Annotated in this window: 26 protein-coding genes and 1 pseudogene; 8 read left to right on the top strand and 19 right to left on the bottom strand. The window is 73.2% G+C overall.

Features of this window, described 5'->3' with window-relative positions; genetic code table 11:
* Positions 1–236: 236 nt before the first annotated feature.
* From ACZ7C5_RS00515 to ACZ7C5_RS00430, 18 genes and pseudogenes are all read right to left on the bottom strand, one after another.
* On the bottom strand, positions 237–2,231 hold the full coding sequence (locus tag ACZ7C5_RS00515) for a YfjI family protein (protein ID WP_470321614.1): 1,995 nt from the start codon (positions 2,229–2,231) through the stop codon (positions 237–239).
* 83 nt (positions 2,232–2,314) lie between these two features.
* Complete coding sequence (locus ACZ7C5_RS00510; RefSeq protein WP_470321613.1) at positions 2,315–2,584, bottom strand: hypothetical protein; 270 nt, start codon at positions 2,582–2,584, stop codon at positions 2,315–2,317.
* A 17-nt stretch (positions 2,585–2,601) separates the two neighbouring features.
* Positions 2,602–2,967, bottom strand: coding sequence for a hypothetical protein (locus ACZ7C5_RS00505; RefSeq protein WP_470321612.1), 366 nt, complete (start codon positions 2,965–2,967; stop codon positions 2,602–2,604).
* Positions 2,964–3,125 (bottom strand): hypothetical protein, encoded by a 162-nt coding sequence (locus tag ACZ7C5_RS00500; RefSeq protein ID WP_470321882.1) that lies wholly within the window; start codon positions 3,123–3,125, stop codon positions 2,964–2,966. The genes ACZ7C5_RS00505 and ACZ7C5_RS00500 overlap by 4 nt, the downstream gene beginning before the upstream one ends.
* A 23-nt stretch (positions 3,126–3,148) precedes the next feature.
* A complete protein-coding gene (locus ACZ7C5_RS00495; RefSeq protein WP_470321881.1) occupies positions 3,149–3,616 on the bottom strand; it encodes a hypothetical protein in 468 nt (155 codons plus the stop codon).
* 124 nt (positions 3,617–3,740) lie between these two features.
* Positions 3,741–4,196: pseudogene (locus tag ACZ7C5_RS00490) on the bottom strand (DNA cytosine methyltransferase); the annotation flags it as partial.
* A 47-nt stretch (positions 4,197–4,243) separates the two neighbouring features.
* Entirely contained in the window at positions 4,244–4,531 is a 288-nt protein-coding gene (locus ACZ7C5_RS00485) for a hypothetical protein (protein WP_470321611.1), read from the bottom strand.
* Positions 4,528–5,115, bottom strand: a complete 588-nt coding sequence (locus tag ACZ7C5_RS00480; RefSeq protein WP_470321610.1) for a hypothetical protein — start codon at positions 5,113–5,115, stop codon at positions 4,528–4,530. Before ACZ7C5_RS00480 ends, ACZ7C5_RS00485 begins: the two co-directional genes overlap by 4 nt.
* 106 nt (positions 5,116–5,221) lie before the next feature.
* Complete coding sequence (locus ACZ7C5_RS00475) at positions 5,222–5,872, bottom strand: SpoIIE family protein phosphatase (protein ID WP_470321609.1); 651 nt, start codon at positions 5,870–5,872, stop codon at positions 5,222–5,224.
* A gap of 315 nt (positions 5,873–6,187) precedes the next feature.
* Positions 6,188–6,472 carry a hypothetical protein gene (locus ACZ7C5_RS00470; protein WP_470321608.1) on the bottom strand — a complete coding sequence of 95 codons (285 nt, stop codon included), beginning with the start codon at positions 6,470–6,472 and terminating at the stop codon, positions 6,188–6,190.
* The gene (locus tag ACZ7C5_RS00465) at positions 6,469–6,675 is read right to left on the bottom strand and encodes a hypothetical protein (RefSeq protein WP_470321607.1); all 207 of its coding nucleotides are present in this window, start codon (positions 6,673–6,675) and stop codon (positions 6,469–6,471) included. Before ACZ7C5_RS00465 ends, ACZ7C5_RS00470 begins: the two co-directional genes overlap by 4 nt.
* 149 nt (positions 6,676–6,824) lie before the next feature.
* Positions 6,825–8,876 (bottom strand): plasmid transfer protein TraB, encoded by a 2,052-nt coding sequence (gene traB / locus ACZ7C5_RS00460; RefSeq protein WP_470321606.1) that lies wholly within the window; start codon positions 8,874–8,876, stop codon positions 6,825–6,827.
* A gap of 13 nt (positions 8,877–8,889) precedes the next feature.
* On the bottom strand, positions 8,890–9,432 hold the full coding sequence (gene traA / locus ACZ7C5_RS00455; protein ID WP_470321605.1) for a plasmid transfer protein TraA: 543 nt from the start codon (positions 9,430–9,432) through the stop codon (positions 8,890–8,892).
* Between the two features lie 93 nt (positions 9,433–9,525).
* Positions 9,526–9,981 (bottom strand): hypothetical protein, encoded by a 456-nt coding sequence (locus ACZ7C5_RS00450; RefSeq protein WP_470321604.1) that lies wholly within the window; start codon positions 9,979–9,981, stop codon positions 9,526–9,528.
* A gap of 11 nt (positions 9,982–9,992) precedes the next feature.
* Complete coding sequence (locus ACZ7C5_RS00445) at positions 9,993–10,340, bottom strand: hypothetical protein (RefSeq protein ID WP_470321603.1); 348 nt, start codon at positions 10,338–10,340, stop codon at positions 9,993–9,995.
* The gene (locus ACZ7C5_RS00440) at positions 10,337–11,431 is read right to left on the bottom strand and encodes a DUF2637 domain-containing protein (protein WP_470321602.1); all 1,095 of its coding nucleotides are present in this window, start codon (positions 11,429–11,431) and stop codon (positions 10,337–10,339) included. The genes ACZ7C5_RS00445 and ACZ7C5_RS00440 overlap by 4 nt, the downstream gene beginning before the upstream one ends.
* Positions 11,421–11,801, bottom strand: a complete 381-nt coding sequence (locus tag ACZ7C5_RS00435) for a WhiB family transcriptional regulator (protein ID WP_470321601.1) — start codon at positions 11,799–11,801, stop codon at positions 11,421–11,423. The genes ACZ7C5_RS00440 and ACZ7C5_RS00435 overlap by 11 nt, the downstream gene beginning before the upstream one ends.
* Positions 11,801–12,067, bottom strand: a complete 267-nt coding sequence (locus tag ACZ7C5_RS00430) for a hypothetical protein (RefSeq protein ID WP_470321600.1) — start codon at positions 12,065–12,067, stop codon at positions 11,801–11,803. Before ACZ7C5_RS00430 ends, ACZ7C5_RS00435 begins: the two co-directional genes overlap by 1 nt.
* A 608-nt stretch (positions 12,068–12,675) precedes the next feature.
* Between ACZ7C5_RS00430 and ACZ7C5_RS00425 the strand changes: the two genes are divergently transcribed.
* From ACZ7C5_RS00425 to ACZ7C5_RS00395, 7 genes are all read left to right on the top strand, one after another.
* A complete protein-coding gene (locus ACZ7C5_RS00425) occupies positions 12,676–13,524 on the top strand; it encodes a GntR family transcriptional regulator (RefSeq protein ID WP_470321599.1) in 849 nt (282 codons plus the stop codon).
* A gap of 38 nt (positions 13,525–13,562) precedes the next feature.
* Positions 13,563–14,207: an HAD family hydrolase gene (locus tag ACZ7C5_RS00420; protein WP_470321598.1), complete on the top strand. Its 645-nt coding sequence runs from the start codon at positions 13,563–13,565 to the stop codon at positions 14,205–14,207.
* A gap of 321 nt (positions 14,208–14,528) precedes the next feature.
* Positions 14,529–15,356, top strand: a complete 828-nt coding sequence (locus ACZ7C5_RS00415) for a MerR family transcriptional regulator (RefSeq protein WP_470321597.1) — start codon at positions 14,529–14,531, stop codon at positions 15,354–15,356.
* Positions 15,357–15,615: 259 nt separating this feature from the next.
* Positions 15,616–15,930 carry a hypothetical protein gene (locus tag ACZ7C5_RS00410; RefSeq protein ID WP_401080710.1) on the top strand — a complete coding sequence of 105 codons (315 nt, stop codon included), beginning with the start codon at positions 15,616–15,618 and terminating at the stop codon, positions 15,928–15,930.
* Positions 15,931–16,048: 118 nt separating this feature from the next.
* Positions 16,049–17,413: an FAD-binding oxidoreductase gene (locus ACZ7C5_RS00405; protein ID WP_401080707.1), complete on the top strand. Its 1,365-nt coding sequence runs from the start codon at positions 16,049–16,051 to the stop codon at positions 17,411–17,413.
* Positions 17,414–17,870: 457 nt separating this feature from the next.
* Positions 17,871–18,218 carry a hypothetical protein gene (locus tag ACZ7C5_RS00400; RefSeq protein ID WP_470321596.1) on the top strand — a complete coding sequence of 116 codons (348 nt, stop codon included), beginning with the start codon at positions 17,871–17,873 and terminating at the stop codon, positions 18,216–18,218.
* A 586-nt stretch (positions 18,219–18,804) separates the two neighbouring features.
* Positions 18,805–19,605, top strand: a complete 801-nt coding sequence (locus ACZ7C5_RS00395) for a pyridoxine/pyridoxamine 5'-phosphate oxidase (protein WP_401080701.1) — start codon at positions 18,805–18,807, stop codon at positions 19,603–19,605.
* Positions 19,606–19,704: 99 nt separating this feature from the next.
* Here the strand turns inward: ACZ7C5_RS00395 and ACZ7C5_RS00390 are convergent, their stop codons facing one another.
* Positions 19,705–20,772 carry an EamA family transporter gene (locus ACZ7C5_RS00390; protein WP_470321595.1) on the bottom strand — a complete coding sequence of 356 codons (1,068 nt, stop codon included), beginning with the start codon at positions 20,770–20,772 and terminating at the stop codon, positions 19,705–19,707.
* Between the two features lie 152 nt (positions 20,773–20,924).
* Here ACZ7C5_RS00390 and ACZ7C5_RS00385 point away from each other — a divergent pair, with 152 nt between their 5' ends.
* The gene (locus tag ACZ7C5_RS00385) at positions 20,925–21,821 is read left to right on the top strand and encodes a glycoside hydrolase domain-containing protein (protein WP_470321594.1); all 897 of its coding nucleotides are present in this window, start codon (positions 20,925–20,927) and stop codon (positions 21,819–21,821) included.
* Positions 21,822–21,860 lie beyond the last annotated feature (39 nt).

The following is a 21,860-nucleotide window of genomic DNA, read 5'->3' as shown; positions in this document are numbered from 1 at the left end:
GGCAGGGGGTGACTGCGGTAAGTGACGGGTCCTGTGCGTGGGCGGGGGTTGGGGTCGGAAAGTGTCAGGGATGTCAGGAGAACTCACTGACCTGCTGCTTTGTCTCCTTGCATGGCGTCAGGGGTTGTCAGGGCTGTCAGGGAATCTCGGTTCATCCCTGGCAACCCTGACGGCCCCTGACTGCCTGTCTGGCGGCCTTTTTGCTGGTCAGGGGTTTGCCCTGACTTCCCTGACGGTTACGCGGTCGCGTCTGCGTCCGTGGGGGTGCTCACGGCAGGGTGGACACGGTAGGTGGTGGCTTGCGGGCGGCCGCGCTGGCCACTGGCGGAGGGCTGGTCGCTGCGGAGCCAGCCGTGCTGTTCGAGGAGGGTCAGGGCGGGTTCGACGTCGGCGACCTTCTTGAAGCGGCGGCTGCTGGCGACGACGTCGTGGGCCTTGATGTGGGTGCGGTGGGTGCCGTCCTTCTTGGGTCGCTGGAGCCACTGGAGGAGGGTGTGGGCGTCCTCGGTGGCGGGGTCGGCGGCGATGAGGTCGAAGACGGCGAGGGTGTGGGCGGTGTAGTAGTCGGCGATCTCGGCGGCGCGGTCGACGGTGGCGGCTTCGAGGGCGGTGCGCCAGGTGCCGGGGTCCTTGTCGGAGGCGATGTGGTCGGCGAGGTGGAGGAGGACGGCGATGCGGGCGATGTGGCCGACGAGCTTGCCGGCCCAGTCCTTGATGTGGGCGAGGGGCTGGTCGGGGCGGAGCTGGATCTCGACGCGCTCCTGGAGCTTCTCGATGGCGAGGTCGGCGGCCTGGTCCATGGCGACGATCACGGGGTCGGTGAGGTCGGTCATGGCGTGGAGCAGGCGGGTGAGGTTGCGGTCGTAGGCCTTCGCCACGGCGTCGGGGATCGGGTCAGTGCGGGTCTTGCGGTAGCCGAGGTTGGACGGGGGCAGGGAGTAGAGGAAGCGGGCGAGCAGACCGCGGTCGCGGGCGCCGGGGGCGGCGCCGAGTTCCTGGAGGACGGCGGGTTGCGGGGTGACGCCGATGGTGAGGGCGGGCTTGTCGACGGTGGGCTGTTCGCGGGTGATGCGGTCGGCCTGGAGGCGCTCGCCCTTGTGGGCCTGGAGGAACACGCCGAGGTTGGGCTTGCTGCTGTAGCGGCCGACGATGCTGTCGAACAGGTCGCCCTCGGGGGAGAGCGCGGCCAGGCAGCGGTGGACGCCGAGGTGGTGGGTGACGGTCTCGGGGGTGATGTCCCCGGACAGGGTCAGCCGCGGGCTCGGCGGGACCACGATCTCTTCGGCGAGCATCTTGGCGGCGGAGATCTCCGCGACGAGATGGGCGCGGTCGGTGTCGGGGTTCTTGCGGGCCTTGGCCATCAGGGCCTCGACCTCGGCCAGGGCGGTGTCCTTGGCGGTCTCGGCTTCGATGATCGCCGCCCGGGCGCCGGCCTGGAGTTCGGCCTCGACCTTGTAGACCGGGCCCATGGTGAACGCGAACACGTCGGACTTGCGGCTGGCGGGGGGCATCGCGCAGGTGAGGTAGAGGTTGGACTGCTCGCGCCAGCCGGGCCGGATCTCCACTCCGACCCGGCCGCCGGCGGCGGTGGACAGGGCGGCGAGGGCCATGGTGGCAGCGGCGTCGGGCGGGGTCTGGGTGAACTCGGCGACCGCGTCGACGTAGGCACCGACCCAACCGGGCAGGGCCTTGACCGGGAAGGTCGGCAGGCCGGTGTGGGAGCCGAGGGGGACGGGGTCGAGCCAGGTGTCCCCGGCCGCGAGGTCCGCGAGCGCGGCCAGGGCGGCCGTGCGGACCGCGTCCAGGCCGGTCTGGCCGTCGCCGGCCATGTGGGCCAGACGACTGGTGGCGGTGTTGATGCGGCGCCGCTCGGCGGCGACGCGCACGATCTCGGCGTAGTAGTCACCGTTCGCCGCGGTCGGGGTCGCCTCGATGCAGGCGTGCAGGTAGCCGGGCCCGCCGACCCGGCCCAGGTCGCCCTGGTCACGCAGGACACCGGTCAGCAACAGCGGATCGACCGGCCGCTCACCGCCGGCCATGCGGGTGATGGTGCGCCAGATCGTCTCGTGCGCGGGGTGGTGGAACGCGCTCGGGTCGCCGAGCTGGGCGGCCAGCGCCGGGATCTGGGCGGGGTCGAGCAGGGCTGCGCCGATGACGGCCTGTTCGGCGGTCTTGACCTCGGCGGGCTCGGGGCGGAACGGGATCACGTTCGGTGCGTATTCGGTGCTCAACGCGGGCTCCTTTCGTGAGGAGCGGGCGGCCCGGGCCCCGGGGCGGGCCTTCGGGCGCGGACCGCCCGAAGAGAGGGGGCGGGTCAGAGGTCGAGCGGGAGCTGTCCGTCGCAGACGGCGGCCGGGGAGGGCGGCATCAGGGCGTCGAGGGCGGCCTGGTGGTGCGGGTCGCCGATGAGGCAGATGACGCGGCCGTCGGTGGTGACCAGCCACTCGGGGTTGGCGCGGACGAGGTCGGCGGCGGCCTCGCGGGTGGTGGCGTGGACCACGCACTCGTCGTCGCGGTCGGAGCCGTAGGCGGTGCCGCACACGTCGCAGACGGCGACGTAGCAGGTCACGAGCTTGATGGGCACAGGGTTCTCCCGACGGATCAGAGGTCGAACAGGCCGTCCGGCTCGGCGGCCGGGGTGGCGGCCTGGCGGGCCTTGGCGGCGGCGCGGCGGGTGGCGTCGTGGCAGGCCGGGCACCAGGCCGTGAGCGCGGTCTTGGGTAGGGCGGCGGCCTGGTGCGCGGGCAGGAGCAGGCCGTTCGGGTCGGCGGGTGCGGCGATCAGATGCACGGGGCCGGTGCCGTGACGGTGGCCGTAGCCGCCGTGGACGGCGGGGCACCGCCCGCCGCCGTCCTTGTCGTGGTTCTTGCCGCAGGTGCCGCGGCACTGGCAGCGGCCCGCGGCGGCGGCGAGGACGGCCTGCCACAGTCCCTGCCGGTCGCCGAGGGGCGGGATTCGGGAGGTCATGCGGCCACCCCCAACCCGGCGCCGGTGGTGGCGCGGTCGAGGAGGATGCGGAGGGCGGCGGCGGCCTGGTCGGGCAGGACGCCGTTGCCCAGCGCGCGGAGTTGGGCGGTGCGGGTCAGGCCGGGGACGGCGGTGACGTGCCCAGGCGGGAGGCCCATCAGCCACTCCACGAAGACCGGGCTCAGACGCCCGGCAGCGTCGGTTGGTCGGGGTGCGGGGCGGCCGAGGAGCGTTTCCCACCGGTGGACGGCCGGTCCGTACGGGCCCCAATCCGGGCCGCCGCCGAGGGCAGCGTCAGGTCCCCCCGGCTGCCGCGCTGATTCGGTCCGCCCTTGGTCCCGTCCGTCGCCCTCGGCGTCGGCAGCAGGGCTCCGGCCAGGGTCGGGTTGCCCCGGGCGAACGTCGCGCTGGTGCGGTCGCCGTCGGCGGCGGTCGGGGTCGGCAGGAGCCTGGTCGCGTCGACCAGCGTCTGGCCGTAGCCCGCTCCGTACGGGGTTCCGTCCGGACGGAAGGTCGCCGTGTTCCGGGAGTCCGCCACGGTCGGGGTGGGCAGCAGGGAGATCGTGTGCCGCAGGTTCATCCCGCCCCGGCCGGTGTGCCCCGTGCCGGTGGCCTCCGAGACGGTCGGGGTCGGCAGCAGCTCCACCACGTTCGGCAGGCCGTCCGGGAAGCCTCGGCCACGGGAGTCGCGGGCCCTGGGGGTGGGCAGGCCAGGCGAGGAGGAAGACCCTGTTGCGCTGGTGGGGGGCTCCGATGTCGGACGCTCGCACGCTCGTCCATTCCGCATCGAACCCGAGGCCGGCCAGGTCGCCCAGAACGGCGCCGAGAGCGCGAAGAGCAAGTCGGCGTCCGGTCGCCGGGTCCAGATCCTCCTGTCCGGGTCCCACTCCAGCAGCGTCGCCGCGGTCGGCTTTCGCCGAGAGGAGGCCTTGGACATTCTCGATCACCACCAGGGACGGCTTGAGTTCACGGACGGCGCGGGCGACTTCGGTCCACAGGCCGGAGGCGGCGCCGGGGACGATCCCGGCACCTTTGCCGGCCAGGCTGACGGACTGGCAGGGGAATCCGGCGGCCAGCAGGTCCACCGGTCCGGCCTCGTACCAGTTCACGGTGCGGATGTCGCCGAGGTTCGGCACGGTCGGGTGGTGGTGGGCCAGGATCGCCGACGCCCCGGGGTCGGGGTCGGCCACCCACGCCAACTCCCCGCCGAACACCTGCTGGACGGCCATGTCCAGGCCGCCGTAGCCGCTGCACAGCGACCCGATGCGCGGGCCGTTCACCGCCGGCCTCCGGTGGGGATCTGGTGGTGGTCGAGCCAGGCGAACGCGGAGACGCCGTGGGCGCGGTCGCGGACCTCGGTGTCGGCGCTGGGGAGGCTGCCGGGCAGGACGTGGGCGTCGGTGAGGGCGGCGTAGAGGCGGATGCCGTGCGGGATGCAGGTGCGGGTGGTGGTGCCGTGCCGGTCGAGGATGGTCACGGCGTCGTACGGGCCGGCGCAGGGGGAGGCGTCGCCGAGGGCGGCGGCCTGGCACACGGCCCGCAGACCGGGCATGAGGGGGGTCATCGGGCGCCACCCGTGAGGAGGGCGGCGACGGCCGGGCCGCCGTGGGTGTTGACGTGCTCGGCGAGCAGGGCGACCGCGAACTGCGCGGCGGCGGTCAGGTCCGCGCGGTTCGTGGGCGGGGTGAGCAGGTCGGCGGCGGGGACGGGCAGGAGGATGTCGGCGGTGAGGGTGAGCGCCGGCCGGTGGTCGGGGATCGGCTCGACCAGGGGCGACCACGGGCCGCGGTGGTGGCAGTCCTCCTCCCAGTCCAGCCACCATCCCGTGTCCGGGCCGGAGACGAGGGCGTGGTGCGGGACGGGGGCGGTGATGTGCAGGACCAGGCCGGTCGGGTCGTCCTCGGCCGGGGTGGCGGTGATGGCGAACAGGTCCGGGCGGATGCGCACGTAGCCGGGCGACATGGCCACGGTGGCGACGGTCCAGACGCGGGCGGCGAACTGCGCCGCCCCGACGGTGGATTCGCCGTCCGCGGTCAGGTCCGGGTGCCGGGTCAGGTAGGCGCCGAAGCGGGAGTGGCCGTCGGAGGCGTGGCGCCGGTCGTAGTCGTCGTCCACGAAAGCGAGCGTGGAGCGGTCGAACTCGGGCATGCTGGTCCCATCTCTGTGAAGGGGATGCCACCCTTATCTGGGGTTCCTGGGTTATCTGGGCAGGTCAACAACCATTCGGAGCTGTCAGGCACGTAAGGCACGCATGTCAGCGGTCCGCTGACGTTCTGGTGGCGAGGACGAGAGCGGTGGCGTCGTCGCGGTAGCCGGCGGTGTCCGGTTCGGCGGCGGCCACCAGAGCGTCGGCGAGGGCCTTCGGGTCGTCCGCATGCTCGCGCACCAGGTGTTCCAGCGTCTCGGTCTTCACCTGGTCGTGGACACCGTCGGTGGCCAGCATCAGCAATCCGCCGGCGGGCACCGAGACGTAGGGGACGGTGGCAGGCACCGCGCTGCCCAGGGTCACGCCGACGAAGTCCGCGAGAGCAGTTACGGGGACGTCCGCCCCTGCGGCCCGGCTCAAGTAGGCGGCCAGGTTGTGGTCCGTCGTCAGCTGTTGCAGCGTCACGCCGTCCCAGCGCCAAGCCCGGCAGTCGCCTGCCCAGACCACCTCGGCGCCGCTCCCGTCTGCCCGGGTCACCGCGAGGACGCCGACCGCGTCCGGGTGGCCCGGGTCGGCCAGCAGCAGCCCTGCGGACAAGAGCCCGGCCAGGCCGCCGCGCACCGCGCCGACGCGCACGGTTGTCTCGGCGAGCAGGGGCGCCAGGCGCACGATGTCCTCGTCGTGGCCCATCCCGTCGATCACCGCCACGGCCGTCCGCCCGGTGAGCGCCGACCGGTAGGTGGCCACTGCGTCCGCCACCGACCCACCTGTTCCCTCCCGCGTCGCCGTCCCGATCCGCAGGTTCTGGTCCACCGCTGCCTCCCTCCATCCGGCCGGCCACCCTCTGTAGGGCCGACCCTGTCCTTCCTAGCTGATCCCGTGCCCTACATGCCTTACGCCTCCCGAACACCCCAGATAACACGGCCCCGCACCGACCGCTGTCTTGGCGGATCGTCGGTTGGTGTGGGGCCTTGTGCTGTGCGGGAGCGGGTCTGTCGGTCCCCCGCACCGTCCGGGCCCGCGTCGCTGGATGCGGTGGTGGTCCGGGCGGCACGGCCGGTCGGACAGGCCTGGTCAGGCGGCCCGGCGCGTGGCGTTGGGGAAATGGTGGACGGTGGCGAGGCGGGTCGGGGCCGCGGTGGTGGTCGGGCTGGGGGCGCCTTCGCCGCCGTCGGGCGGCGCCACGTCGGTGATGGCGGTGGTGCGGTTGGCGCGTGCGGCGGCGGATTCGGCGAGGACCTGGCGGACGGCGGCGCTGTCGGTGCGGGATCCGCGCTGGGAGGCCAGGACGGGGATGCTGAGGAGCGCGCCGGGGCCGATGAGGACGGCGGCGGTGATCGCGTCGGTGGTGGTGCTCATCGGGGGCCTCCGGAGGTGGTGTGGGCGAGGACGTCGGTCAGGTCGGTGCCGAGCGTGGCGAGGCGGTGTTCGATGGCCTGCCAGGAGTCGGGGTCGATGTGCATGAGGGCGGCGAGGGCGGTGGCGGGCTCGCGGTCGGCGGCGGCCTGGAGGGCCTCGCGCAGGTGGACGGCGGCGAGCGGGCGGATGGTGTGCGGGGGCATGGCAGGGCCTCCCTTCCGGGCGGGTGCTGGGGGCGGTGCGGGTGTCAGGGGTGGGGTGTCAGGCGGTGTCAGGGGCCGCTGTCAGGGCCCCTGACACCCGCGTTTGCCTAGGGGAATGGGTGTCAGGGGGTGTCAGGCGTCAGGGGGTGTCAGACCAGCGCCGGGGACGGGACGATCCGGTAGCGGCCGGCCTTCGCGGTGGGCACGAGGCGCCCGTCTTCGATCAGGCGGCGGAACTCGCCGCTCACCCACGGGCGCTTGCGGCCGAACTTCTCGGCGTGCTCCATGACGTCGCGCGGACCGATCACCATCGTGCCGTTCTGTTCGAATTCGGCGACGATGGCGTCCATCGCGGCGCGGGCCTCTTCGGGGGTGAGGTCCGGGGCGCTGGACTCGGGGGCGAAGACCATGTCGGCCAGGGCACCGGGGACCGGGGGGAGTTCGGCCTGGGGGTCGATGCCCTCGTCTTCGGGGTCCACTCGTCCGGTGCCGGTGTCGTCCTGCTCGGTGCCGTCGCCGTCCGCGTACACGCTGTCCCCGTCCTCGTCTGCGGCGTCTGTGTGGCGTTCGGTGTAGGCGTTGCCGGCGACGCTGGCGGCGGCCTTCGCGGTGACGGGGTCGACCTTGGCGCCGTGGCGCACCGCCCACGTGGCGAGCTGTTCCATGACGCGGGCGGCCTGGCCGGTGAAGCGGAAGGTGCGGCCGGGCGAGCTGTAGCGCTGCTCTTCGACGCCGGGGGTGACGAGGTAGCAGTAGCCGGGGCGGCGGTTGCCCCAGGTGCCGGGGTGGGCGCCGGCGTCGATGACGGGGCCGGGCAGGGCCATGCCCTCGTCCTTGGCGTCCAGGCCGAAGGTCAGCACGGACGGCAGCGAGGCCCGGGTGCTGGTGGACAGCTGGTCGTGGCTGGGGCGCTGGAGGCTGACGACCAGGGAGATACCGGCGGAGCGGGCTTCCTGGGCGGCGCCGGTGAACGCGCTGTCGCCCATGAACCGCAGGGTGTTCGCGGCTTCCTCGAACCACGCGACCAGGAACGGCATGCCCTCGCAGCCGCAGGCGCCGCGCTTCTGGCAGGAGTGCCCGGGATCGGTCTGCTGCTCGGCGGCGGCCGGCGTCCACTGGCGGTAGCCGTGGGCGCCGAGCCAGCGGGTGCGGGCGGGGATGGCGGCCTGGAGGGCGGTGACCATGGTCTCGGTCGGGGCGCCGCCTTCCACGGCCCAGTCCAGGCCGGGCCGCAGCGGCCCGAAGTCCTGGAAGGCCTTGGGGTCGGACAGCCAGACGATGACGTCGCGCCGTCCCATGATCTCGGTGAGGATGTTGAGTGCCCCGTCGCCCTTGCCGGAGCCGGAGATGCCGCAGATCAACAGGTGCGTGCTGTTGCGGCCGGCCTGCGGGTCGCCGGGCAGCCACAGCAGGAGCGGGGAGCCGTCGTCGTAGCGGCCGACGACCAGCGGGTCGGCGATCGACCCGCCCACGCCGGTCGGCATCTCCCACTCGACCACCTCCGCGAGCATGTCCCGGGGCACCACGACCAGCTCGCCGCGGCGGGCGGAGTCGGGGTCGGGCATGTACCTCACGGCGGTGGTCGAGACGTCGAGGGCGGAGGCGATGTTCGGCAGCGCCCCGGTGACGTCGCTGTTGGTCATCTCCCCTGCGGGCAGGACGAGTTCGGCGGTGACGCGGTTCGGCTCGACCTCGGTGCGGCGGATCTTGGCTCCGGCGAGCTTGACCTTCTCCAGCAGCGAGGCGTCCGCGTCGCCGGCGGCGGCCTGGACGGCGTCGGGGTTGCGGCGCAGTATCTGCCGCACGTTCCACGACAGGGCGAGGATGCTGCCGCCGAGCCAGAACGCGCCGAAGGTGAAGTCGCTCCAGCCGCCGAGCGCGGTCGCGGTGAACCAGCCGGAGCCGGCGGCGACGGTGACCGCCGAGTGCAGGCGGCGCTGCGGCGAGGTGCGCGAACCCGCCCACGCGGTCGCGGCGGTGAGGCCGACGGAGCCGAGGGTCAGGCCGACCGCGTATCCGGCGGAGTCGTGGGCGGGCACCCACGCCATGCTCCCGGCCACGCCGGTCGCGGCCACCGTGATCCACGGCGGAGTGTAGGGCTTGGCACGGTGGGCCACCCAGGCGGCGATGCCCCGTCCGGTGCTGGCGCCTTCCAGGTTCTCCCGGTGCTCGACCTCCGGGTCGGCGTCCTTCTTCGGCATGGTGGTGCTCCTCTCAGAACTGGAACGGGCGGTGCTGCTGGGCGGGGCGGGGTGCCATGACGTCGGCGTACTCGCGCTCGAAGGCGGCGTACGCGGCGGCGGCGTCCCGGGCGGCGTCGGTCAGGGCGTCGGCGGCCTTGGAGAGCTTCTGAGCCACGTTGCGGGCCCGGCGCTTGCGCTGGAACAGGTGGTCGCCCGGGGCGCCGGGTGCCTGCTCCAGCGCGGCCTTGAGGATCTCGGCGGCCACCTCCACCTCGATGGCGGAGTAGGCGCCGAACGCGCGCAGGGCCTCGCAGTAGGAGCGCACGTCGGCGGTGGAGTAGAACGCGGGCTCGGGCAGGGCCAGGGGCGAGGTGCGGCCCACGCCGGTGCCGGGGTTCGCGGCGGCGCCCATCTGCGGGGCACCGATCCCGCCGGCGCCGCCGGAGGTGGTGTTCTTGTTGACGTTGATGCTGATCCCGGGGGCGAACGTCGCCCCGGAGCCGAAGCCGTGGCGGTTGCTGCTGCTGTTGGTGCTGCTCGCGCCGTTGGTGGGCGGCGTGGCGTTCACGGTCATCGCAGGCCTCCTGGTGTGCCGGGGCTGTCCCGACTCCCCAACCCCCTCCCGACCCATGAGGGCCGGGCGGGGACGGGCAATCGTCAGAGCCGGTCAGGCCGAGGCGATGATGGCGGCGCAGGTCTCGGCGGCGTGATGGAACGACTGGTCGAGCAGGTAGCCGCCGTTGATGCCGTGATCGGCCAGGCGCACGAAGTTGCCCTTGCCGATGGCGTCGGCGAGACGGCGCAGGGGCTCGCGCCGGTCGGCGATGTAGTGGGTCACCGCGCTGAGCGCGAGCGCGGCGGCAACGGGACCGGGCCGCAGGCGGACGCCGAGCAGGCGGGACCCGGCGAGCAGGGCGGCGGCCTGGATGGCGGTGTAGGTGGCGACGTGGGCGGCGCAGGCGCGGCGGCCGGCCGCGCTGGACTGCCCGTCGTTGTGGTCGTGGTGGCCCTTGGTGGTGGCCTGGTGGTCGGTCTGGATCCAGTGGTCCGCCACGTCACCGGCGGCCCGGAGCAGGACGGCGGCGGCGGCGAAGCGGGCGGCACGGACGCTGGTCACGGACATGGTGAGTGCCCCTACTCGCCGATGTTGGGCAGGGTGTAGAAGCCGGTCACCTCGACCGGGACGCCCTGGTGGGTGCCGTAGGCGGTCAGCCAGCGGGTGTCGCCGTTCTCACCGCTGTCGGTGGCGGCGGGGTCCAGGTCCAGGGCCTCGCGCCACTGCTCGAACACGCCGGGGCCACGGTGCAGCGACAGCCTCACGCCCCACGCACCCCACGGGATGTCGGTGCCGGACTGGAGGAACCGGTGCAGCTCCGGCGCGGGGGTGGGCAGGCCGGTGTGGGCGGTGAGGATGGCCAGCAGGGCCGCGGCGGCGATGATCTGGCCGTCGGCGATGGTGGTGGTCTCGGTGGTGATGGTCACGACGCCTCCTCGGCGGGGGTGGTCTCTTCGGTGGTGACGGGGACGGCGTGCAGGGCGGGACGCTCCGGGACGGTCACGCGCAGTTCCTGGTAGCGGGTGGCGACCCAGCCGGCCGACCAGCCGGTCAGCTCGACCGCCTTGCGCTGCGGGACGGTGAGCTTCACGCAGGTCCGGATCTTCTGCCGTGCCTCGTCCTCGGGCAGGCGCTTGTCCACGGCCGGCGCGTTCAGGAGTTCCTGCCGCAGCTGCTCGGCTTCCTGCCCAGCGCTCTGCTCACGCTCGCGCTCACGGCGCTCACGGTCGCTCACCTCGCGCTCACGACGCTGCCGCTCGGCCCGCTCGGCGTCTTCACGGCGCTGGCGTTCGCCGCGTTCGGCGTGCTCGCGGCGGGCCTGTTCCTCGCGTTCCTCGCGGGCCATCTGCTGCTCGTGCTCACGCTGATCGCGGGCCATCTTGGCGTCGTGCTCACGGCGCTCACGCTCGGTTTGCCGGGCCCGGTCCTGGTCGGCCTGGCGGTCCTCGCGTTCCTGCCGGCGGCGCTGTTCGGCGCGCCGTTCGCGCTCGGTGCGTTCATCGCGCTCACTCTGCTCGCGGGCGGTCAGCGCGGCGGCGATCGCCCGCCGGTAGGCGAGTGAGGTCTCCGCCGTGACGATCAGCAGCAGCGGCGCGACCGCGTGGACCGCAACGCCGACCTGGTCGTGGTCCAGGGCGGATTGGCCCACGTTGAGCAGCACGGTCATGGCTCCGGTCATCCAGCGCAGCACGGCCGGCCACCGGCCGCCGTCGCCGTTGAGTCGGGCGAGCGTGCTGTCCATGCGGACCACGATCACCACCGCCGCGTCCACGACGAGCGGCAGGATCGGAGCCGTCCACTCCCAGCCGTCCGGGCTGTGGTGGGACATGAGCGGGGTCACCGTGAGCACGCTGTAGAGGACCGCGCCGAGCGTGATCGTCCACGTCCCCACAGCCAACGCCTGCTCGGCCGAACGGATCTGGTCCGGGCTGATCCGCAGCTTCACCGCGACCACCGCCGGGTGCGCGGTGAGCGCGTCGTGAGCGCGGTGAGCTTCGAGGGGTTCATCAGTGAGCACCCCCGGCGGCGCGGCGCTCGCGGGCACCGTCCCGCAAGCGGCCACGAAGGAGAGTGGCGCGCTCGGCGGCGTTCAGGCTGCCGAAGATACCGTCCGGCTCCCGGCGCTCCAGCGCGTCGGCCAGGCACAGCGACTTCACCGGGCATCCGGCGCAGATCATCTTGGCCCGGCGCTCGGCCCACTCGGCGGTCTCCGGCCCCATCTCCTCGGGGTCCGGGAAGAACAGGTCGGTGTTGCCGCCAGCGCAGGCGGCGCCGCGCAGGTCGCTGTCCGAGTTCGGCCGGTACTCGGCGAGCACGGTGGCCGCCGGTCGGGCGGCCAGGTGCGGGGTGCGGCTCGCACCGGCAAGGAGGCTGTGGAGGGTTGCCATCACGCGGCCGCCTTCCAGGTCAGCACCCGCTGGCGCTCGGCGGTGTGCATCAGGGCAGACGCGAACCGGGCCGCGGGCCCGTCCAGGTCCCGCAGGACCGCCCGGGCGACGTCGAGCCGGACGACCCGGTCGCCCTCGGAGCGGTCGGTGCTGCCGTCGAACAGCTCCGTGTCGATACCGAAGCCGAAGTCGGCGCCGGTGCCGAACGCGAGTTCCGTGAACTCCTCGGGGGTCGCGGCCTCCTGGCCTGCAACAATCGACCTCATGGGTCTACCTCGTCTCTCGTAGGGGGTGGGCCCGAGGGCCGCCGCGCACTCCTTGGCCGGAGCGCGGCGGCCCGTCTCGTTGGGCCCGGGCCGCTCGAACATCACGAGTAGCCACGACCCCCGGCACCAGCCCCCGCAGTCATGGATGCGAGGGGGTGTCGAGGGCCGTGGTCACTGGTGAAGCGGGGGTGGTCTCGTGTGGACGCGGTCCAGGCTCGCTCCGGGGAGATCCCTCCCGGGGGTCGTCGCCGGCGAATGTCAGCCGCGTCGTTCTTTGGAGAGGCCAGTAGCTCCTCTCAGTCGGCTGCGTGTCCCATGTACGGCCCGCCGTCTTAAGGGCGGGCCGAGGTGTCAGGGCGTGCGCCCCTTCTCTGCCGACTGGTCTCCACTCACCCCGACCGGCGTGGTCACGGAAGGACTGCGGTGGTGGATCACTCTCTTGAGTTGTCAGTTGATGCGTTTGTGCAGCTCAGAGCAGCCCAAAGAAGGCCCCTCTGTGTCGCCCCTGTCTCACTTGGTGCGACACCCACAACATAGACAACCTGCTTAGGCAGGTCAAGAGAGTTGGGTTTCTCGCCTCTGTTGGGCACCTGCCCTAGCATTGGTTCATGGCCCTAGACCCGGATGACTCTCGCCCCCCGTATCAGCAGGTCAGCAGCTCTTTGCGGGCCTCGATCCTGACGAAGAAGCCCGGTTTCGAGACCGGCGACAAGCTCCCCTCAGGCCCCGAGCTGGCGAAGCACTTCGGTGTGGCGCGCGGCACCGTCGACAAGGCGCTTGACCTGCTCCGGACCGAGGGGCTGATCGTGACCCGCCAGGGCAGCGGCTCGTTCGTCCGGGAGCGCACGTCCCGACCGGTCGGACTCCGGCCGCATCTCGAAGCGGCCTTCGAGCAGCAGCAGGTGGCGCTCGACTTCGCCGGCTTCTCCAGTGAGACCCTGCACAACGCGCTCCAGGAGCCGCTGGACAAGGTCCGCTCCGGCCGGCTGACTCCCGAGTCCATCACCGTGCGGCTGCTCCTGCCGGACACCACGGAACCGATGGCCGTGCCCGTGCTGGTCGACGGGCTCAAGGACGAGGTCGCGCTCCGCGAGCGCGCGCGGAACATCGCGCTGACGAACGCCGGCGGCATCGCGCACTCGGTCGAGGTCCTGGCTGAGCTCGGACTCGTCCAGTCGGCGAGTGTCGAGGTCAAGGTGCACCGGGCATCGAGCCTGTTCAAGCTCTACATCCTGAACCGGTCGGAGGCCTTCTTCGGCTTCTACCCGCTGCGCGAGCGGACCATCAAGGTGGACGACACGGCCCACACCTTCTACGACGTGACCGGCAAGGACACCACGTTGTTCCACCACGCCGCCGGGCCGGACGACGCCTCGCTCGGGTCGCAGTACGTCCAGCAGGCCCAGATGTGGTTCGACAGCGTGTGGTCCACCATCGCCTATGAGCGCCAGCCATGAGCGCCGGCCGACAGCAACTCGCGGACGTGCTTCGCTCGGTGAAGCACGTCCTGCTCGACTTCGACGGCCCGGTGTGCTCGGTGTTCGCCGGCCTGCCCGCCCCCGAGGTCGCGCGACGTCTCCGTGAGGGCCTGCTCGCCGACGGCGAGCAGGCCCCGGCCGGGGCCGAGGACGAGACCGACCCGCTCGCCCTGCTCCGCCGGATCGCCGACGCCAGGCCCGACCTCGCGGCCAGCGCCGATGTGGCGCTGGCCGCGTTGGAGACGGAGGCCGTCCGGATCGGCAGGCCGAACCCGGGCGGGGAAGCGGTTCTGCTGGCGTGCGTGCGCTCCGGCCGGTCCGTGTCGATGGTCAGTAACAACGCTGGCGCGGCGATTGAGGCCTATCTGAGAGACCACGGGCTGAGCGGCTACGTGGCCGGGGTCTTCGGACGGATTCCTGGTGACCCGTCGTCCATGAAGCCGAACCCACGCCTCCTTGTGGACGCCATGGAAGCCGCAGGCGCCAAGCCGACGGAGTGTGTGTTCATCGGCGACGCGGCCCGGGACGTGGAGGCTGGTGACGCTGCGGGCGTGCCGACGATCGGCTACGCGAACAAGCCCGGGAAGGACGCCAAGCTGGCCGCCGCCGGGGCCGTGGTAGTCGTGGACTCGATGCAGCACATCGCGGACGTCCTGGCCTGACGCAAACGCAAAAAGGCCCGGGTCGGGCAGCCGAAGCTGCCCGACCCGGGCCTCGTGGAACATGCATGGAACGCTGAGTACGATCGTGCGGTCGGATAGGTGCTCCGCCGCAGGTAGAAGCGTCTTTGCGGGGGAGTGGCCTTAATGTTCTTGAAAACTGTCGTGCGGTGACCCCGTACCGTGGGTTCGAATCCCACGCTCTCCGCCGGTAGGAGAACCACCTGCTCAGGGCGGGTGCCGAGACCACTCGGCACCCGCCCTCGGTGGTTCCGGGGCGGGGGTTGACCCTGACACGGTGGCAGGGGGTGGAGTGGTCGCATCATGTTGAACATCGGAGACTTCGCCAGCCACGGCCGGGTGTCGGTGCGGATGCTGCGCCACTACGACGCGATCGGGCTGCTCCGGCCGGCCCGGGTGGACCCGGTCAGCGGGTACCGCTTCTACGAGGCTTCCCAACTGGCCCGGCTCAACCGGGTGATCGCGCTCAAGGAGCTCGGCTTCACCCTGCAGCAGGTGCGGGCCGTCCTGGACGAGCGGGTGGACGCGGCCGAGCTGCGCGGGATGCTGCGGCTGCGGCGGGCCCAGCTCGCCGAGGCGATCGCGGCCGACGAGCTGCGGCTGGCCCGGGTGGAGGCGAGGCTCCGGACGATCGAGAGCGAGGGGACCATGTCCGCGCACGATGTCGTGGTGAAGCCGGTGCCGTCCGTCCGGGTGGCCCAACTGACCGGTGTGGCCGCGAGTTACGAGCCGGGGGACATCGGGCCGGTGATCGGGCCGCTGTTCGCCGAGCTGTGCCGGCGGCTGGACGAGGCCGGGGTGGAGGCGGCCGGACCGTCCGTCGCCTGCTACCGGGACGCGCCGGAGGGCGACGGCACGGTGCTGGTCCTGGCGGCCGTCCCGGTCGGGGCGTCGGTGCGGCCGGGCGCGCACGGCTTCGAGGTGCTCGACCTGCCGCCGATCGAGCGGGCCGCGACGATCGTGCACCGCGGCCCGATGGACGAGGTGCTGGGCACCGGCCAGGCGCTGGCCCGCTTCATCGAGGAGAACGGCTACCGCTCGGCCGGCTACGCCAGGGAGTTGTACCTGGAGTGCCCGGAGGACCAGGCGGGGTGGGTCACCGAGCTCCAGGAGCCGGTGGTCCTCCGGTAGCCGGGCTTGCCCTCGACCCGGTCGAGGGCCCTAGCGTCGCCCGGCATGACCACTGCCACCGCCGGTTCCGGTCCGTCGTCGCGGGCCGCGCTGCCCCGGACGTACCTGCTCCGGGCGCACGGCTGGACGGCGGGCACGGCGGGGCTGGTGAGCGGCGGGCAGGCGGCCGGGGTGCTGACGGTGGCCGGCCTGGTCGCCTGGCGGGGCGGGCTGCCCCGGGCCGGCATCGGGGGCGGCGGCCGGGCTCGGTACGGCGTCGGTGGGGATCGCGCTGCTGGCGACGGCCGGGTGGCCGGCGGCGGCGGTGGTCGGCAGCACGGTGACGGGCCTCGGCTCGGGGCTCTTCGCCGGCCACCTCGGACCGCTGGTGCAGACCGGTGCGCGGCCGTCCCATCTGTCGCGCGTCCAGGCCCTGTTGACGCTCGTGCAGAGCGCGGCCCTGGTGCTCTCGAACGCCCTGCTGGGTCTGCTCGCGGACGCGGCCGGCGCCACCCTGCCCACCCTCCTCTGCGCCCTCGCCACCGCCGGCGCCGGTTTCACCGCCCTGGCCACCCCGGCCCTCCGCCGGGCCTGAGCCGGCCCGCGCCGCCGGCCCTCCCCTCCGTGCCCCGCGCCGTGGCCCACTTGCCCGGGCACCGGTCGGCGGGCAGAGTGCGGAGGTGGGGGCGGTCGGGCGGTGAGTGGAGGCGGCGATGAGTGATCTGACGGACCGACTGGCGCAGGGCCTCCCGGAGGGGGCCGTCGTGGTGGATCCGGACGTGACCGCCGCGTACCGCCACGACATGGCGGGCTTCTGCGCGGCCGGGCAGCCCGCCGTGGTGGTGTTCCCGGAGACGGTCGAGCAGGTGCAGCACGTGATGCGCACCGCGACCGGGCTGCGCGTCCCCGTGGTGCCGCAGGGTGCCAGGACCGGGCTGTCGGGCGCGGCGAACGCGGTGGACGGCTGCGTCGTGCTGTCGCTGGTGAAGCTGAACCGGATCCTGGAGATCGACCCGGTGAACCGGATCGCGGTCGTCGAGCCCGGCGTGGTGAACGCCGAACTCTCCAGTGCTGCACTGGAGTTGGGTCTTACGTATCCGCCGGACCCGTCCAGCTGGGAGTCCTGCACGATCGGCGGCAACATCGGCACCGGCGCGGGCGGGCTCTGCTGCGTGAAGTACGGCGTCACCAGCGAGTACGTGCTCGGCCTGGACGTGGTGCTGGCGGACGGGCGGTTGCTCTCCACCGGCCGCCGGACCGCGAAGGGGGTGGCCGGGTACGACCTGACCAGGCTGTTCGTCGGCTCGGAGGGCACGCTCGGTGTGGTCGTCCGGGCGGTTCTGGCGCTGCGGCCCGCGCCGGCCCCGCAGCTGGCGCTGGCCGCGGAGTTCCCGAGCGCGGACGCGGCCGGGGCGGCGGTCTGCGAGGTGATGGCGCGCGGTCTGACCCCGTCGCTGATGGAGCTGATGGACGCGGTCTCCGTGCGGGCCGTCAACGAACTGGGGCGGATGGGACTGCCGGAGTCCACCCAGGCGCTGCTGCTGGTGGCCTTCGACGGTCCGGACCGGGAGGCCGAGCTGGCGCGGGTCGCGCAGCTGTGCCGGGAGGCCGGGGCGACCGAGGTGGTGCCGGCCGAGGACCAGGCGGAGTCCGACCTGCTGCTGGCCGCCCGGCGGCTGGCGCTGCCGGCCCTGGATCGGCTGGGCACCACGATGATCGACGATGTGGCGGTGCCGCGCTCCCGGCTGGCGGAGATGCTGAACGGCGTCGCGGTGATCGCCGGGCGGCACGGGCTGACCATCGGGGTGGTCAGTCACGCCGGGGACGGCAACACCCATCCGATCGTCATCTTCGACGCCTCGGACGCGGAGCAGACCGCCCGCGCCCAGCGGTCCTTCGACGAGATCATGGCGCTGGGGCTGGAGCTGGGCGGCACGATCACCGGGGAACACGGGGTGGGGCTGCTGAAGCGGGACTGGCTGGCCCGTGAACTGGGCCCGGTGGCGCTGGACCTGCAACGGCAGCTGAAGGCGGTCTTCGATCCGCTGGGGATCATGAATCCCGGAAAGATGATCTGATTTTCTCTAGAGCCTCTCCATGTACCTCCTGTGCCTGTTCGCCGTTGTGGGGCCGGGGTGTCGTTCGGCCGGTCGGCGAATGGCGGGAAAGTCGACACGGGAGGGTGATCGAACTTTTCAGGGGCGCGTTCGCGGTTCGCATGCGCTGGGGTGGTGCGCTCGGCGGTTCGTGCGGGGCTGTCGCGCTGCTCTCCGGGGCGCCGCGATCGGCGGCGGTTCGGGAGAATCCCCAGCTCGACCGGGGTGTATCGGCGGGCTGTCCGCTTTTCCTGACGTTATGCGCAGCCCGGGTGGATATCACGCGAACGGGCGAAATCCGCTGTGTGAGCTAGCGCTTTGTCGATTTGTTGCGGAAGTCTGTCTTCCGGCGTCGCAGCCCGCAGGTGTTCGTCTGGCCGGCGAACCTTGCGCACCTTGATCGACCATTGCGCGATGAACAGCTTCTTGGAGGAATTTCATGGCTCGCATCCACACCCGCAGGGGGGCCGGGCTCCTGCTCGCCGGCCCGCTCGCGGCCGGTCTGCTGCTGATCGGTGCCGGTGCTGCCGTCGCCGACGACGGCGCGGGCGCCGAGTCCGGATCCGGGTCCGGGTCCGGGTCCAACGCCGGTGTGGCTTCCAACACCGGTACCGGCAACGTGTTCGGCGGGGTGGACGGCAACTACGTCTCCACCCAGCAGACCGCCACCGGCGCCGGTGCCTCGAACCAGGACAACACCCTCGCGGTGAAGGACAACACGGGCAACGTCCAGGCCGGCCAGGACAGCAAGAACGTCAACGTCGTCGTCGCCCCGACCTTCAACTGACCGCACCGACCGACCGCACCGACCAACCGCATTGACTGATCGACCGACTGATCAACTGACAGGCCGACACATCGACAGACCGACAGGCCGAGCAGCCGGATCACGGCACCGGGCACCACGGAAGGCGGGGGCGCCGGACGTGGGCGGCCACGGGTGGGCTTGAGCACCCGCGGCGGGCCCGGAGCAGACCGGAACGGCCGGAACGGACACCGAGGACCGACGCATCACGACAGAGGGAACAGCGCATCGACCGGTCAGCGGAAAGGGTCACCGCGAAACCGGCCTCGTGGGCGGTGCCGCCATCGGCACCGCCCACGAGTGCGTCCGCTGCCCGATGCCCACGGTGCCCGACGCCCCCGGCGGCCACTGCGTCCGCTGCCCGATGCGTCCGCCCCCGCCCGGATTCCCGCCGCCCGCCCGGGATCACCCCGCCGACCGGCCCGGATCCGTCCACCGAGGGCCCGCGCCCGGAGCCGTCGGTGCACGACGGTACGGTTGCGCTCCGACAGCGCACCCACGTGCCCGGGCCCGGAAGGACCGGCCCGGCCGGGGCGGCGACCGCGGCAACCGGAGGGAAGGGCGCGCGATGGCGGCGGAGGAGGAGGGCCTGAACGGCCCGGGCGAGGCCGGGCCCGCACCCGAGTCAGGGGCGGTGCCGGCACCGGAGGCGCGTCCGGAGCAGTCGGCCGATCCGGTCCGCGAGCACCGGCCCGAGTCCAGGTCCGTCCCCGAGCTGCTGCTCGGCCGTCCGCCGATGGCCCGCCCGCTGCCGTCCTTCGACCACGAGGCCGCCCCCGCCGAGCCCGGCCCGCTGTTCGTGGACTGGCTCGCCACCGCGCTGCACGCCGGCGTGCTGGACCCGCAGGCCTTCACCCTCTCCACCGTCGACGCCGACGGCATGCCGGACGCCCGGGTGCTGGTCCTGCGCGACATCGACCCGGCCGGCACCGGCTGGAACTTCTCCGCCGCCGCCGACAGCCCCAAGGGCCGTCAGCTCGCCGACCACCCGGCCGCCGCGCTGACCGTCTACTGGCCGCAGCTCGGCCGCCAGGTGCGGGTGCGCGGCACCGTCGAGCGGGCCGCCGACCTGGTCGCCGCCGCCGAGTTCGCCACCCGCTCGCCCGCCGCCCGGGTCGGCGCGCTGGTCGGGCGGCAGAGCGAGTCGCTGGGTTCGCTCGCCGAGTACGACGAGGCGGTGGCGGTCGCCCGCCGCCGGCTGGAGACGCACCCGGACGCGGTCGCGCCCGGGCACGCGGTCTACACCCTCTGGGCGCACGAGGTGGAGTTCTGGCAGGGCGACGCCGAGCGCCGGCACGTCCGGCTGCGCTACACCCGTACCGGCCCGGTCAGCTCCCCGGAGTGGTCGCGCACCCTGCTCTGGCCGTGAGGCCGCAGCGCCGCACTGCCGCAACGCCGTGAGCCGCAGCACCGTGAGCCGCAGCGTCACGGCGCCGCGGCATCGCGGCGCCCCGAGGCCGTAGCCCCGTCACCGCCGCCCGGTCAGCGTGGCGCCCACGCTGGCCGCCACCACGCAGCCGATCCCGGCCAGCTGCGGCGCGCCCAGCAGCTGGCCCAGCACCACCAGCCCGACCAGCGCGCTGACCGCCGGCTCCAGGCTGACCAGCACGCTGAACACCCGCTGCGGCATCCGTCGCAGCGCGGTCATCTCCAGCGCGTACGGGATCACCGGCAGCAGCAGCGACACCCCGGCCACCGCGGCGAGCAGCGCCAGGGGCGAGGTGTCGGGCGCGGTCAGCCCGTGCCAGGCCTGGCCGAGTCCGAACGGTGCCAGCGCCAGCGCGCCGACCGTCATCGACACCGCCAGGCCCTGGAACCCCTGGAAGGCCGCGCCGACCTTGTCGGTGAACAGGATGTACGCGGCGTAGCAGGCGGCCGCCCCGAAGGCGTACAGCAGCCCGACCGGGTCGAGCGACCCGCCGCCCTCGCCCTCGCCGAGCAGGGTCAGCAGGACCACGCCCGCGGCCGCGAGCAGCGCCCAGAGCAGATGGCTGGCGCGCCGGGCGAAGACCAGGGCGACCGCGAGCGGGCCGAGGAACTCGATGGTCGCGGCGGTGCCCATCGGCAGCCGGTCGATCGCCGCGGCGAACAGGAAGGTCATTCCGGCCGAGGCGACGCCGAGCAGAGCGGCCGCGGCGAGGTCGCGCGGGCGCTTGTCGCGCAGCTTCGGCCGGGTGACGGCGAGCAGGATGACGGCGGCGAAGCCGAGCCGCAGGAAGGTCGTGCCGCTGACCCCGAGCGGGCCGAACAACGGCTTGGACAGCGCGATGCCGGTCTGCACCAGGAACATCGCCGTCAGACAGAGAAGCGGCGCCGGGATCCTCTCCGGGCGCCGCAGGACCTTGCCGAACCGGCCGGTGGACCGACCGGGGTGGACTTCGGGTGGCGCCGCGGAGCCGGACGCCCCACCTCGTCGCCAGCCTCCCCGCTCGCCGGCAGGCTCGCCCTTGGGGGCGGGCGGCATGGCAAGGGCCTCGGCGACGGCGGCGGCCGACGACGAGGCGGCGGGGGTTTCGCTGGTATGGGAGGTGGGCATATTTGTGAGTTTGCCGTAAGGAGTGATGAACCGGCAAGCTCGTTACAAATATCGGGACGGATACGGACGGGTGCGTCCGAAAGGGTGGACTCGCACGGGCGCTGCGGCGTGGTTGCCGGGATCGTCCGACGGACCGTCAGTATCAAGGCGGGGTGCGCCATCTCCGCCTCGCCTCCCGCCTCGCCTCCCGCCTCGCCTCCCTCCTCGCCGCCGCCCTCGTGCTCCCGCTGGCCGACGACGGAACGGTCGTGCGCGCCGAAGCCGCCGTTCCGGCCGCCGTCGCCGCTCCCCGCATCCGGGCCGTCTCGCTTCCCGACCGCGCCGGCCCGCCCAGGGCCCGCGGCAGCTGGGGCGGTCCCGCCTTCGACGCCTGCACCGCCCCGCCGCTCGACACCCTGCGGGCCTGGCGCGGCGCCTCCCCGTACGGGGCGGTCGGCATCTACACCAGCGGCTCCCAGCGCGGCTGCGCCCAGCCCCTGCTCACCGCGGAGTGGGTGCGCCGGGCGCGGTCGATGGGCTGGCGGTTCCTGCCGGTGCACGTCGGACGTCAGGCGCCGTGCGCCGACCCGAGCCACAAGCCCGGGCGGATCGACCCGGCGAAGGCCGTCGAGCAGGGCCGGGAGGAGGCGGGCGAGGCCGCCGGGGCGCTGCGCTCGCTCGGGTTCGCCAAGGGCAGCCCGGTCTACCTGGACATCGAGGCCTACCCGCTGCGCGACCCGCTCTGCGGTCAGGCCGTGGTCGACTTCACCCTCGGCTGGACCGCGGGCCTGCACGCCGCCGGCTACCGCTCGGGCTTCTACTCCAGCCTCGACTCCGGCATCGCGGACCTCGCGGCCGCCGCCCGGGCCGGCGGCTCGCCGATGCCCGACGCGCTCTGGTACGCCCGCTGGGACGGCAAGGCCGACACCGACGGCTCCGGAGGCCTCGCCCCCGACCTCTGGAGCTTCCACCAGCGCGTCCACCAGTACCACGGCAACGTCGAGGAGAGCTTCGGCGGCGCCGCCCTCACCGTCGACCACAACCACGTGGACGGCCCGACCGCCGACTGAGACCCGCAGGTAGGGTGACCCCCGATCGAGCACGGGGGA

The organism is Kitasatospora sp. NPDC036993 (assembly GCF_055607525.1).
This window is presented reverse-complemented; position numbering and strand designations above follow the sequence as displayed.